This is a genomic window from Actinomycetota bacterium (genome assembly GCA_023488435.1).
Classification (GTDB): Bacteria; Actinomycetota; Coriobacteriia; order Anaerosomatales; family UBA912; genus UBA912.
The window spans coordinates 1-13,512 of the sequence record JAMDCK010000010.1; the positions used below are offsets into that span (position 1 = coordinate 1).

Sequence of the window (13,512 nt, forward strand, 5' to 3'; positions counted from 1 at the left end):
AGGCGGCTTCTTGCGAGGCACGGCTTCAGCAGCCAGAGTTGCTGGAGAACGCTTGGGCATCATGCTCCCTCAAATATCTAAACAATACCTATCCAGAATCCGAACACAACCTATCCAGCAACATGCGCGCCACTTCATCGACCTCGCCCGCATCCGCCGCACTCTCCAGCCGCCCGACGAACGCCAAAAAGTCATCGCCCACCACCGGAACGTGGCTCAGGCGCACAACTGCCGAGCAATCCGTGGGCAGCAACTCCTCGGCGCCGTGCACCAGGATCTCGTGCAGCTTCTCGCCCGGACGCAGGCCCGTGTACTCGATCGAGGCCGGCACCCCGGAAAGCCCGATCATCCGCTGAGCCAGCTCCACGATCCTGACCGGCACGCCCATCTCGAGCACGAAGATGTCGCCACCCTCGCTCATCGCCTGCGCCTGCAACACGAGCCTCGCGGCCTCGGGGATCGTCATGAAGTACCGAGTGACCTCGGGATCGGTGACCAGCACCGGCCCGCCGTTCTTGAGCTGCTCCTCGAAGATCGGGACCACGCTGCCCCTGGACCCCAGCACATTGCCGAAGCGCACCGCCGTCACCTGCATGCCATCGTGCGCGTACGCGAGCATCAAGCGCTCCGCCATCGCCTTCGTCGCGCCCATGATGTTGCACGGATCGACCGCCTTGTCCGTCGAGATCAGCACGAACTTGCCCACCCCTGCCTGCCTGCACGCCTCAAGGACGTTGCGCGTGCCCACGACGTTGGTCCTGACCGCCTCATCGGGCTCGTCTTGCATGAGCGGCACATGCTTGTAGGCAGCCGCGTGGAACACCACATCCGGCCGCATCCGCCCAAACACCCGATCCAGCTTGCCCCGGTCGCGCACATCGCAGATGCGCATAGTGGCAACCCCGGGCACCACGCGCTCGAGCTCGAGCCCCATCTCGTACAGCCGCGTCTCATCGACCTCGAGCAGCAGCAACCGCTCCGGCCTCATCTTGACTACCTGCCTGCAAAGCTCCGCGCCGATCGACCCTGCCGCACCGGTCACCGCAACGACCCTACCCTCAATCGCCGAGGATATCAGGTCCACATCTATCTCGACCGGATCGCGCCCCAGCAGGTCGTCGATGCTCACGTTGCGCAGATCCGCGATGCCGGTGAAAGTCTGGTCACCGGTGAGCTCTCCCATGATCCGGGTCTTCAAGCCGGCTCTGGTGCATATCTCGAGAATCTCGCGCTTGCGTTGCGCGGAGAGCGAGAGGATCGCGATGAAGACCTCCGCGACATGGTGGGTGGCGGCCACATCTTCCAATGCCGAAACAGGGCCTAGCACCGGCACTCCCCTGACGGTCATGCCGTGCGCGTACCCATCATCATCGAGCAGGCCGACGACGTACATCCCTGACGCGGGCCGGTTCTCGATGTCCCGCAGTAGCAGTGAGCCGGCGTCCCCGGCCCCTATCACCAACACAGGAGTACCACGCCGACGCGCTTCGTTCATGCTGACAGCTACAGACATGCGGCTCACGGAGCGCAGGGCGCCCGTGCCCACAAGCGCAAGCACTCCGGTGATCATGATGACGCTGTAAGGGACTCGGTTCCAGCCGCCTTGGGTGCTCACGATGGCATTCACCACGGTCAGCAGTAGCACCGCCCCAACGATGGCTACCGCCAAGCGCATGATCGACTCTATCCCGACGTACTTCAGGACTATGCGATAGATCCCAAGCACCTTGAACAACCCGAGGTAGACGACGACCGCAACAGCAGCATAAGGCCACATGTAGGGGGTGAAGCGCTCATCAACGATACCCTCGAACCTTGCGAAGTACGCAAGCATGGCTGCCGCCGAGACGACCGCTGCGTCCGCAAACATCATCAGTGCCACTTGGACAGGACGCGAAGAGCGTATCAGCTTCCTGATGTCGATCGACCGGCCCAGCTCGCCCATCAACTCCCTCTCCGCAAGAATCGCTCGTTGCTGTCATCATAAATCAATATGAACCTGCCCGAAACGGGGAATATACAACCTGGGCGCGCCGCAGTCGGCGCCGCATCTTCTTTTTTCCGAGGAGGCAGAAATGGCTGATACACTCGCCCGGGAAACTCTCGTCGAACTGGCCAGGCACAACGAATGGCCCTCCATCTCGATCTTCATAGGCACCGGTCCCAGAAGTCTGGACTCCGGTGCATCTGCGATCCGACTCAAGAACCTGACACGCGCCGCAGAGAAGCAACTGCGCGAACATGGACTCAAGTCCGCAGAGATCGATGGAATCCTCCGCCCTGCCACCGACCTGGTGCAGGACGCTTCATTCTGGAGAGAGAGTGTCTCAGATGGGCTGGGCCTGCATCTTAGCCCGAGCATGACGCGAGTGCATCGCTTGTTGATCGAGCCGAGCGACACAGTGATGGTGAGCGACAGATTCCTGATTCGACCCCTGCTGCCAATGGTCGACAGAGGCGAGCGTTTCGTTGTGCTGGCACTGAGCAAGAACGGCGTGCGCGTGCTGGAGGGTAGCCGTACGAGCATCACCGAATCCAGCGTGGAGGGTATGCCCAAGGGTCTTGCTGATGCCCTGAAGTACGACGAGTTCGAGAGACAGATGCAATTCCACTCCGGAACCCCTTCTGCGGGAGGCGGTGGACGCCGAGCTGCGATCTTCCACGGTCATGGAGGAGCCGGAGAAGTGAAGCAGGAAGTCCTTTCCCGTTACTTCCGAATGGTCGACCGGCAGCTCAAAGACTTCCTGAACATCGATACCCCGCCACTGCTGCTTGCAGGCGTCGAGTACCTGCTGCCCATCTACAGGTCTGTCAGCGACTACCCGAACCTGGTGGATTCATCGCTTACCGGCAATCCCGACAACGTTCCTGCGGCTGATCTGCACACAGAGGCACTGGCCCTACTGGAGCCTTACTTCCGCGCGCAGCTAACCAAGGATCTCTCAACTCTTGGGAATCTGATAGGAACCGGCGTGGCTTCTGCTGATCTGGATGTCATAGTGCCGGCCGCACATCAGGGGCGCGTGAAGACCCTTTTCGTGGCTCCGGAATCTGCCGCTTACGGCGCTTTCGATCCCGAAAGCTTCAGGGTCATGGTCGACGACGGTCCGGGACCAAACGCTCAGGACCTGATGAATCTTGCGGCTGTGGAGACGCTCACACATGGCGGCGTGATCCATGCAATCGAGCCGACCACAAGCGCTGGCGCCGCTGCAATATTCAGGTACTGAGGCAAAGCTAACACTGTGTGGGTTACTCGAGAAACACTCAACGCATATCAGCGTTTATTTGGATAAAACGGAGTCGTACAAAGTGCGCATCTGTGCTGCAATTTTGTTCCAGCCGAATTGTCGGGAGATGAGTCGCCTCCCGTTGTCGCCCATTTCTTTTCGCAAACTCTCGCTGCTAAATAGCTTCTCCAGAGCGACCGCCAATTGGCTTGGTTCAGGCTCGATCACTATTCCAGCATTAGCACTCAGAATCTCAGGAAAATTACACTGTCGCGTAATGATTACGGGCAGTCCGGATGCAAGTGCCTCCAAAATCGCCACACTGAAGCCCTCAGAGTACGACGGAAGGACAAAAATGTCTGCTCCACCCAAGACCGTTAGCTTCGCCTGGCCGGTAAGCATTCCCGTGAATATCGCTTGATCCAACACCCCGTAAGAATCAAGTGTTTTCATTACTTTGTCCTTCTGGCCGCCATCATCTGGACCAACCACTAAGAGACTCAGGTCCTTCTGGTCTCTTGCTACCCGCCCAAACGCTTCCGCCAGTATATCGAGTCCTTTGACTTGATGTAGGCGACCTATAAACAGAGCAACCCGCCTACCGACAAGCTGAGGATAAGCCCGGTCGAGATCTTTTCGCACAGGCAGCACTTCGTAGTCCGCAGGGTGTATCCCATTCGGAATCACCATAATCTCATTGTCGATGCCATAAGCCCTAATGTGTTTAGCCTCTTCTTGAGTCAAAGCGTGGAGTCCTGCTGCCTGTCCTAGGATTCTTCGCTGTATGACTGTTGAATAGACCGCCTTCTTCAAGGCCTTATGATTGATTGCCCAGGGCTGCAGGCACCCGTGAATAGACACTACATACGGCTTGCTCGCAGACCTAGCCGCCCGGTAAGCTGCATAGTGTGGATGACTCCACATTTCGTGTATGTGGATCAAGTCGTAGCTACTGACTTCTTGGCCAAGTGAATGAGCCATTTCTGCCGAAAACCCCGGCCACCAGCGAGCTAGCACTCCTTGTTCAAAGACTCGCAACCTGACTCCTTGGGGTTTGATCAGTTCCGCAAAGTCATCGGGGCCTTTTGGAGCAAATAGGTCAACTTGCAGATTGTGTAACGCCAGGGTCTCGGTCAACCCAGCCACCGCTCTCACGGGTCCACCCGATGCCGGATTCATACCGGTGGCTACATGTAGAATCTTCATGTTTCCAGCCTTGGGTCATGCATGACTTGGGTTTTGGACTGTGAAGTCACCTCGTCTAGAACTCGAGCAAACCTTCTAGCCATTTCGCTATGGCTGTACCTGCTTAGTTGCTCAGGGCTACCGCCATAGCCAACTCGGCCACTGCTTTCGTGCTCCGAATAATAGCCTAGGAGGGCTCTTTCAATTTCTTCCACGCTGGAAGCATGAACACCGGCACCTGTTTCTTGCATCAGCTCTGTGACAACGCTTCTCGGGCCACCAACAGCGATGATAGGCCTCCTCGCAGCTAGATACTCGAAGACCTTCCCCGTGTAAACTCCTGCTTCGGCAGGGTGATTCCAATTCAAGAGCAGCAAGACCTGCGATTCTCTTTGCATTTCCAATGCATTGTCTCGAGAAAGCACGCCATGTTGATGCACAACACCACTCAAGTTATATCTTTGTATCTCCTGTTCGAGCCATTCTTGTGGCGGACCAAGAAATCTGATTCTCGTGACACGCGGATCCATAGTTCCAGCACTGATCAAGTTGCGCAATGCAATCAAAAACGGCTCTGGATCCCGCATTCCTTGATACAAAACCCCGGTGTATGTAATCGTGAACTGGTCTGTTAACGGTGAGCAACGGACCTCATCATCATCGAAGCCGTTTGGTATCGAGAACACTGAAGCTCTTGGATGCAATTCGCGAAGTGAGCGAGCCAGGGGCTCGGAAACCGTGACCAAGCCGTCTGCCGCACCCAAAGTCGTAATCTCGAGCCTTCTCTCAAATGATCTTCTGAGGTCGCCGTAGGGGTAGTAATGATTTTGGGTCCACAAATCACGTAAATCAGCAATCCACGGGAGTGTGCATTCCTTCTTAAGTTGCTTCGCGATGAGGTGACTTGTGACAGGACTTGAGCTGCTGATAATTGCATCGATGCCCTCTTCATGGACCAAGTCACGCCCAGCCTCGACTGCAAACTTGTACCAGTCCTTCTGGTCATCAGGATACGCAACCGCGCTTCGAACAAGCGTTGTGAGGTGCCCCAGCAGTGAAGACCCCTGTTTTCGAGCCGTAGTCTCAACCCCTACCTGGTCCTGAAAACCTCGATTGGGATTCATCATGATTCGTCGCTTGAAAGTAGCGGTTGCATCACCTGGGTATGGGGTCTGTCGAACACAAAACTGCTTGTCAGGCGGTCCCGGCAATACAGCCGTCAGTATAATCGGCTTCCAGCCGTAAGCCCCAAGATACTTAGCCAAGCCTCGTAGCCGAATTGACGCAATTTCTGGGCGAGGAGGGAAATAATAGGTGACTATGAGTGCCTTTTTCAGGTCATGTTTCGATTTCAGTCTTGCCTCCTATCATCGGGGACCCTGCAAGAAATCCTCCCTGTCTTCGGTCAACGAGTCATATAGGGCCTCGATCTTTCGCATTTCAATCGACACCGTAAAGCAATCTTCTATGCGCCGTCTTCCTGCGCATCCCATCTGAAGCATACGCTCAGGTGAGTCAAGCATAGAAAGCACTGCGCGGGCAATCGTCTCTGGCTTCGAGTTTGACAACAGTATTCCTGTTTCCCCATCAACCACAGCCTCCGGTATCCCCCCGACCGCAGTGGCGATTACGGGCTTTGCGCTAGCCATTGCCTCAAGGACGGCCCATGGCATGCCTTCGGCTTGAGAGGGCAATATAAAGACATCAAAGGCTTCCATTATCCCAGATACCTCTTGCCGCCAAGGTGAGAATACGACGTTATCCTCTAGCTTCAATTCCCTGACTCTTTGTTGAAACAGTGGTGTATCGTTCCCTTCGCCGACCAGCAGAAGACTTGTATTGGGATATCGCTCCAAAATCAAAGGTAAAGCCTCGATTATGGTGTCAACTCCTTTATGTCGACCCAGCACGCCAAAATAACCCAACACATGGGCATTAGAGTTGCATCGCTGCTGTGAGGCGGCCAAGCATTGCTTGTAGTCGAATCTATCAGGCTCAACGCCATTGTGGACAACCACGATCTTGTCGGGATTGATCCTAAATTCACGACAGTGATCAGTCTTTGTTTTACTTGAGATGGCAATAAACCTATCTATCTGTTGCTTCGAATAGCGGTACCCAAGACGGTAGGCGACCCGCCTCCACCTCGAAGGTATGCCATGAGAAGAGATTAGTTTACCCTCAATAGAGGAGACTACATGTGGCACACCAGCTATCTTGGCGGCTAGTGGTCCCAGAACATCACTCCGAGTCAAGACTGTGTGCAGTAACTCTATCTCTCTTTCTCTGAGCAGCTTCGACAACTTGAAGACTGACGGGAGATAAAGTGTTTTCAAATCGGACAACTCGGGCATGAAGATCACCTCGATGCCGAATCCACTCAAGTCCTTGACTCGACTTCGAATTTCTTCAGGGCTTGAAAAGATTAGGGTGACTCTGTACTTACTCTTGTCTATGTGTTTGGCCCAATGCGAAACATGAACAAAAGGACCACCCCGCCCAGGAATTGCAGCACCAAGCCAGGCAATATTCTTCACTATCTGGTTTCCTCCAATTCAAAATCACTAACTCTTGCAGCCGCATTTACTAATCCAAGAAGAAACCAGATGCTCTTGTTGAGGATGATGTCGATAAACATCGTTGCAGTGAAGGCCCCAACCAAGCTCACGAAAAGTGCAGCCCCAAGATGCGTCTTTAGATTTCCCACACCGGTCAGGACAGTATTCAGGTATAAGAATAAGAAAGGCAGGAATCCGAACAACCCTATGGACACGAGGAGATGCATGAAGGCGTTGTGAGTATCCGTACCATACTGGTGAACAAAGCCACCGAACCCTATCCCGAACAAGGGGTTCGCTGTGAACGTGTCAAGAACCCTGGCCCACAAATCCAAGCGATAGAGTGCTGATTCCGGATTCAAAGCTATCAATAGGTCAAATGGAACTCGTACCAAGTCAAAGAATGCAACGCTGAAGAGTGAGGCTGTTGCGGCGATACCTGCCAAGACGACTGGTCGCGACTTGTTACTGAAGTGTTGCCGCACCCAGAAATACAGGATGCCTAACAGTGCAATCAACATCCCTAACCATGCCCCTCTAGAGTATGACAGAAATAATCCGCCGGACAGCAATGCTGCCGCTATTGCGACGAGAAACCTGTGTCGTCTAGCGAGGGCCCCAAACAAGCCAAGATAGAGTAGGGCTGGTAGTGCTATTAGCAGGAAACACCCGAAGAAGTTTGGATCGTGAAAGGTAGCAGTTACGCGCGGCATTGGCAAAGCAATGTCCCGTCCAATTGTTTCTAGCACCCGGCCTATCCCTAAAGTTAGGCCCAAAAAGCGGTATGCCACGGCCTGAATGATGGCGAAACCGGCGACCACGGTGGCACAAACACCCAGCGCCAACAAAGTTCTATCAAGCGTCTTGGTATTCGATATCAGGGTTACGGTCAAAAAGTAGGTCAAAACGCAGCCGAGTAGCGTGACGATGCTACGGACGTGAATCTGCTCATCAGCGGCAAATGCGGTTGATGCTATGGTGCCTGCTATCATCAAGACAAGGAGTGCATAATTGGAATCCCTTGGGGCTTGGAATTTCGAGTTGATGTAGGCAGCCAGCCAGGCCAAGAATGTAATCGCAATGAGTAGATTCGACGCGGAGAGATTGACAGGGCCCAAATCGATAAAGTGACTATCAAACGGTATGGACAATACAATCAGGTACAGTCCATTGGTTGGGCTTCTGCTAATCGCCAAGAACAACAAGGTCGCTAGTAGAACCCCACCAACAGCGAGTGGGCTGTAAACAGCGCCTGCACCCACCGCCACTGCGAGAGTAGCAACAAATAACGCCTGAAGGAATGGCTTATCTGCAAAATTCCACGGTCGCATAAATCTGTGGCTTTCCCTCGGCGGCATCAGACTGTCTTTGTCCTATGAACGACTACATTACGATAGGCTTTCCCATCGAGCCATAGTCACAGGATCCACGCGTAGCCAATCTAGGTAGGCGGCAAGGCCGTCCTCAAGATTAACCGAGGGTTTGTATCCTAGCGCACTGCACGCAGCTGCGATAGCCGCAAGGCTGTCCCGTACGTCACCCGGACGCGGCTTGTCATGGATGATCTCTGAGTCGCTGCCAGAAAGTCTCGACATGATCGTGACAAGCTCGTTTATGGAGATTCTCGTTCCGCTACCCAGGTTGAAGGACCCGGCTGCGTTCTCTGATTGCGCCGCAGCGTAGTTCGCTCGTGCCACATCCCTCACATTGACGAAATCACGGGTCTGTTCACCGTCACCAAAGATCACCACGTCCTGGCCACGAAGCATCCGCTCGGCAAAGATCGGGATCACATTGCCGTAAGCGTCGTATCGCTGGCGCACTCCGTACACATTGAAGTATCGCAAGCACACATTCTTCATGCCGTAGAGCTTGTTATAGGCCAAACACGCCTTTTCGGCCGCCAGTTTGCCTACTCCATCCGGTTCGAAAGCATGATCTTCGGCGATTGGTAGCGTTTTGAGCTCCCCGAATATGCCTGCAGACGACGAGAAGACGATGCGCTCGATGTTGTGCTTGCGGGCCGCTTCCAGAACTCGCAGAGTGCCGGTGTAGTTGACCTCCGCGTCACGGATCGGATCATCGATCGAGCGGGTGTTGCCTACGCTTGCTGCCAAGTGGAAGATCGAGTCGACGCCAGTGACGGCTTCCTGAACAACATCAGGGTCCGTGATGTCGCCTGCGATGAAATCGGCCTCAGCGAATAGATTCTCTTCGTACCCTGAAGAAAGATCATCGAGCACGATGACCTCGTGTCCGTCTGCGAGCAACATCTCGACGAGGTTGCTGCCAATGAACCCTGCTCCGCCGGTCACTAGATACTTCACTGATCGCTCCGTTGTCTCAGCCGCTTTGATTTCACCGTAGTGTATCGTGCATCATCGCACTCGGCATTGACAACCATAGGTTACAGGCCCCGCCCCCTCGCATCGGCCTGCGCTTTCGGGCAAACTAGAGCCTACATCTATGAGTACGTAGATGATGCTGTGGCCCAACGAAGGGAGCCTGGGTTGAGGATTGTTCATCTGTGTCAGCTTTTTTCGACGCCTGATGGTGCTGGAGCCACACGATCGTATGAGATGAACCGCCGCTTCGTGGAGCGCGGACATGATGTGACGGTCGTGTGCGGTTCTTACGGTGCTGGATGCACTGGCCTCAGTGGTCCATTCATCAAAGGTCGTCGAGAGGGCATGGTTAAAGGCATGCGCATCATTGAGTTCGACCTCATGTACTCGAATAAGCTCAGCTTTGTGGACCGCACAATCATGTTTCTCAAATACGCATTCAGGGCCACGGGCGTTGCGCTGAAGCTGAAAATGGATTGCGTACTTGTCACTACTCCGCCACTAACCGGGGCTCTTCCCGGCATGGCAGCAAGGTTCCTGAAGGGCACGCCTTTTGTACTCGAAGTCTATGACCTGTGGCCCGACTACCCCAAGCAGATGGGCGTCATCAAGAATCCTGTGGTGCTGACTTTGATAAGTTGGCTTGAGTGGATGAGCTATCACAGAGCTCATCGTCTGGTCGCAATAGCCCCTGGAATAGAAGATGGCATCGCTCGTCGCGGAATCCCGCGTGACCGCATCACGATGATCCATAACGGCTGTGACTTCGGCTTGTTCGAGTACCATCCAGAAAAAACTCCTCTGCCGTTTGCTATAGAAGGGGTCTCAGATAGTGATTTCATAGCCCTTTACACTGGAACGCATGGAATCGCGAACGGTGTCGACGCCATTCTCGATGCAGCCGCAGAGGTCAAGCGTCGCGGCAGGGGCGACATCAAGTTTGTTTTCGCGGGTGAGGGGATGCGCAAGGCGCAGCTACAAGAGCGCGCTCGAGCAGAGGATCTGCCCGTGTTCTTCTTGGACGCGATGCCCAAAGTGCAGTTAGTGAAGTTGTTGACCGCAGCAGATGTCGGGCTTGTTGTACTGTCTGACTTTCCCCTCTTCTACAACAGCGCCGCTCCCACGAAATTCACGGACTATATTGCTGCCGGACTCCCAGTAATGATGAACTACCCGGGGTGGCTTGGAGAAAAGATCGAGTCTACGGATTCTGGTTTGGTCGTACCGCCCGGGGATGCGGTAGCATTCGCAAACGGTCTCGTCGCGCTTGCGGACGACCCTGCCCGCGCTAGGGCGATGGGCGCAAACGCCCGGGCACTTGCGGAGTCGGATTTCGACCGCGACACCCTCACTGAGCGTTTCGCCACCCTGATAGAGAGCCTGCAGCGTTAGGTCTACTCGCAGCCGCTTACGCTTTCGGGAAACTACGAGAGGCTTCCCCACCGCGCCATGGTCACCGGATCCACCCTCAGCCAATCCAGATAGGCGGCAAGGCCGTCCTCCAGATCAACAGAAGGTTCATATCCTAGGGCACTACGGGCGGCTGCAATTGCGGCAAGGCTATCCCGTACGTCACCCGGACGCGGCTTGTCGTGGATGATCTCTGAGTGGCTGCCAGAAAGCCTCGACATGATTGTGACAAGCTCGTTTATGGAGATTCGCGTTCCGCTACCCAGGTTGAAGGACCCCGCTGCGTTTTCAGATTGCGCCGCAGAGTAGTTCGCTCGCGCTACATCCCTCACATTGACGAAATCGCGGGTCTGTTCACCGTCACCGAAGATCACCACGTCCTGCCCACGGAGCATCCGCTCGGCAAAGATCGGGATAACGTTGCCGTAAGCGTCGTATCGCTGACGCACTCCGTACACATTGAAGTATCGCAAGCACACGTTCTTCATGCCATAGAGCTTGTTGTAGGCCAAACACGCCTTTTCTGCTGCCAGTTTGCCTACTCCATAGGGCGAGTCCGGTTCGAAAGCATGATCTTCGGCGATTGGAAGCGTCTTGAGCTCCCCGAATATGCCTGCAGAAGATGAGAAGACGATGCGTTCGATGTTGTGTTTGCGAGCGGCTTCGAGGACGCGCAGAGTACCGGTGTAGTTGACCTCTGCGTCACGGATCGGGTCATCGATCGAGCGGGTGTTACCAACGCTTGCTGCCAAGTGGAAGATCGAGTCCACACCCGTGGCAGCTTCATAGACAGCGTCGGGGTCAGTGATGTCGCCTGCGATGAACTCGGCCTCGGCGAATAGATTCTCTTCGTACCCTGAAGAAAGATCGTCGAGCACGATGACCTCGTGGCCATCTGCAAGTAGCATCTTGACGAGGTTGCTACCAATGAACCCTGCACCACCAGTCACTAGATACTTCACTGACCGCTCCATCGTCTCAATCGCTTTGATGTCAACATCATGTATCGTGCATCATCGCACTCGACTTTGACAACCACGAGCATTGACCCTCACCCCTCGCATCTGCCTGCGCTTTCGGGCAAACTAGAGCTGCCTCTTTTGCACGCACTTTCGGCTACGGAACAGGGAGTTTGAATGGAGTTAAGGGCACTTCCACAGCGACCCACACTGACCGTTGTGATTCCGACTCTCAACGAGGAGCAGCGCCTACCCATCCTGTTGGGGCTACTCGCCGCTCAGACCCGTCCGCCGGATGCGGTCGTCGTTGCCGATGCCAGTTCTACCGATGCCACGCGCGAGGTGGCTATGGCAGCGGGTGCCTCGGTAGTTGAAGGTGGTATGCCGGCTGTTGGGCGCAATGCGGGGGCGGCGATCGCCACGACGGATCTGCTGCTCTTCTTCGACGCAGATGTCGAGCCCTCTCTGGACTGGATCGAGCGCGCGTTGGCGGAGTTCGCTGAGCGCTCGCTGGCCGTTGCCACGGCGGAGGTGAAGCCCGTCGAGCGCAGGGCCGTGAACTTCTTCGCGTGCGATGTCGTCAACATGTACCTGCAGCTCTCGCAGTACATCTCGCCGCGGGCGCCGGGTGCCTGTGTGCTTGTGCGCCGCGACATCCACGAGCATATCGGCGGGTTCGATACCACCGTCGTACTTGCTGAGGATCATGACTACGTGCAGCGCGCCTCGGAGGTTGGGAAGTTCCGTGTGCTGCGTGGTGCCCCGATACACGTGTCGATGCGTCGGCTGGAGAAGGAAGGGCTCATCACGCTGTCGTTCAAGTCCTTCTACTCGGAGATCCACCTGCTCCTCGGGCGGCCAGTAAAGGAGCTTCCGTTCGAGTACGAGTTCGCCACCTTCGACGATGACAAGCGCTCTGTGCGGCCGGTGAAGCCCGATGTGCTCCACGAGAGTCTGGGCGGGAAGATCGTCGGCGGGCTGGATCGTGTGTCGCACGACGCGTACGAGCGCCTGCGTCGCCTGAGCGACAGCGCGCTCTCGCCCGAGGCGATCGACAAGCTGCTCGCGGAGTTCGCGCCCGGGGAGCTCACGGAGCTGCGGGCTTACGTCCGCAAGCGTGCGGATATGGCGCTGCGCATGCCGCCGATCGTGCTTAGGCGCATCCACGCGAGGGGCAAGGACATCTGGGAGCGGATGACGGGCGACAAGTCGTAGCGATAACTTACCACTTGTGGTAACTTGTTGCTATGAAACGCGAAGACCTTCTGCGGATCGTTGGTGTCGAACCGCTCTTCACTACAGGGATGCTTCTCGGCCCCGGTACTGACGTGCGCGACGTGCATAAGCAGTTGTCCCGGTGGAAGTCGGGTGGACTCGTCGTCCAGTTGCGACGCGGTCTCTATGCCCTCTCGGACCTGTACCGCAGCGCGGATCCGCATCCGTATGAGATCTCCAACATGCTGACCCCAGGCTCGTACGTGAGTCTTGAGACCGTCCTTGCGGATGTCGGGCTGATTCCCGAGGCCGTCTTTGTCACGACTGCAGTGACAACCGGCAGGCAAGCTTCTCGTAAGACTTTGTTTGGGACCTTCGTGTATCACCATGTGAAGGAGTCGTTGTTCTGGGGCTACGTGCACGTGGATCTCCCCGGCAAGAGGTCTGCGTTCGTTGCATCGCCCGAAAAGGCGCTACTCGACCTGGCGTATCTGAGGAGCGGGTCCGACGCACCTGGGTTTGCGCGCGAACTACGGCTGCAGCACCTTGACATGATCGATGAGGCTAGGCTGCTGCGGTACGCGGAGCGATTCGCGAGTCGCAAGGTGAC

Annotated in this window: 11 protein-coding genes; 4 read left to right on the forward strand and 7 right to left on the reverse strand. The window is 55.8% G+C overall.

The annotated features are described in order from the left end of the window. Positions 1-88: 88 nt before the first annotated feature. On the reverse strand, positions 89-1,945 hold the full coding sequence (locus M1617_01155; GenBank protein MCL5886904.1) for a polysaccharide biosynthesis protein: 1,857 nt from the start codon (positions 1,943-1,945) through the stop codon (positions 89-91). A gap of 130 nt (positions 1,946-2,075) precedes the next feature. On the opposite strand from M1617_01155, the gene M1617_01160 reads away from it, so the two are divergent. Beyond that, positions 2,076-3,230, forward strand: coding sequence for a hypothetical protein (locus M1617_01160; protein MCL5886905.1), 1,155 nt, complete (start codon positions 2,076-2,078; stop codon positions 3,228-3,230). Between the two features lie 54 nt (positions 3,231-3,284). Here M1617_01160 and M1617_01165 read toward each other — a convergent pair whose 3' ends face one another. The 5 genes from M1617_01165 to M1617_01185 form a co-directional block, all read right to left on the reverse strand. After that, positions 3,285-4,436: a glycosyltransferase gene (locus M1617_01165; GenBank protein MCL5886906.1), complete on the reverse strand. Its 1,152-nt coding sequence runs from the start codon at positions 4,434-4,436 to the stop codon at positions 3,285-3,287. Next, complete coding sequence (locus M1617_01170; protein MCL5886907.1) at positions 4,433-5,680, reverse strand: glycosyltransferase; 1,248 nt, start codon at positions 5,678-5,680, stop codon at positions 4,433-4,435. Before M1617_01170 ends, M1617_01165 begins: the two co-directional genes overlap by 4 nt. Before the next feature lie 102 nt (positions 5,681-5,782). Further along, positions 5,783-6,952, reverse strand: a complete 1,170-nt coding sequence (locus M1617_01175) for a glycosyltransferase (GenBank protein MCL5886908.1) — start codon at positions 6,950-6,952, stop codon at positions 5,783-5,785. Further along, positions 6,952-8,331 carry an O-antigen ligase family protein gene (locus M1617_01180; GenBank protein MCL5886909.1) on the reverse strand — a complete coding sequence of 460 codons (1,380 nt, stop codon included), beginning with the start codon at positions 8,329-8,331 and terminating at the stop codon, positions 6,952-6,954. The genes M1617_01175 and M1617_01180 overlap by 1 nt, the downstream gene beginning before the upstream one ends. 30 nt (positions 8,332-8,361) lie before the next feature. Continuing rightward, positions 8,362-9,300 carry an NAD-dependent epimerase/dehydratase family protein gene (locus M1617_01185; GenBank protein MCL5886910.1) on the reverse strand — a complete coding sequence of 313 codons (939 nt, stop codon included), beginning with the start codon at positions 9,298-9,300 and terminating at the stop codon, positions 8,362-8,364. A 252-nt stretch (positions 9,301-9,552) separates the two neighbouring features. Between M1617_01185 and M1617_01190 the strand changes: the two genes are divergently transcribed. Beyond that, positions 9,553-10,710: a glycosyltransferase family 4 protein gene (locus tag M1617_01190; GenBank protein MCL5886911.1), complete on the forward strand. Its 1,158-nt coding sequence runs from the start codon at positions 9,553-9,555 to the stop codon at positions 10,708-10,710. Positions 10,711-10,742: 32 nt separating this feature from the next. On the opposite strand, the gene M1617_01195 is transcribed toward M1617_01190, so the two are convergent. Further along, positions 10,743-11,690, reverse strand: coding sequence for an NAD-dependent epimerase/dehydratase family protein (locus M1617_01195; protein MCL5886912.1), 948 nt, complete (start codon positions 11,688-11,690; stop codon positions 10,743-10,745). 174 nt (positions 11,691-11,864) lie between these two features. On the opposite strand from M1617_01195, the gene M1617_01200 reads away from it, so the two are divergent. Together M1617_01200 and M1617_01205 are read left to right on the forward strand one after the other, a co-directional pair. Further along, entirely contained in the window at positions 11,865-12,902 is a 1,038-nt protein-coding gene (locus M1617_01200) for a glycosyltransferase (GenBank protein MCL5886913.1), read from the forward strand. Positions 12,903-12,934: 32 nt separating this feature from the next. Beyond that, the coding region (locus M1617_01205; protein MCL5886914.1) for a hypothetical protein at positions 12,935-13,512 on the forward strand (578 nt) is incomplete at its 3' end.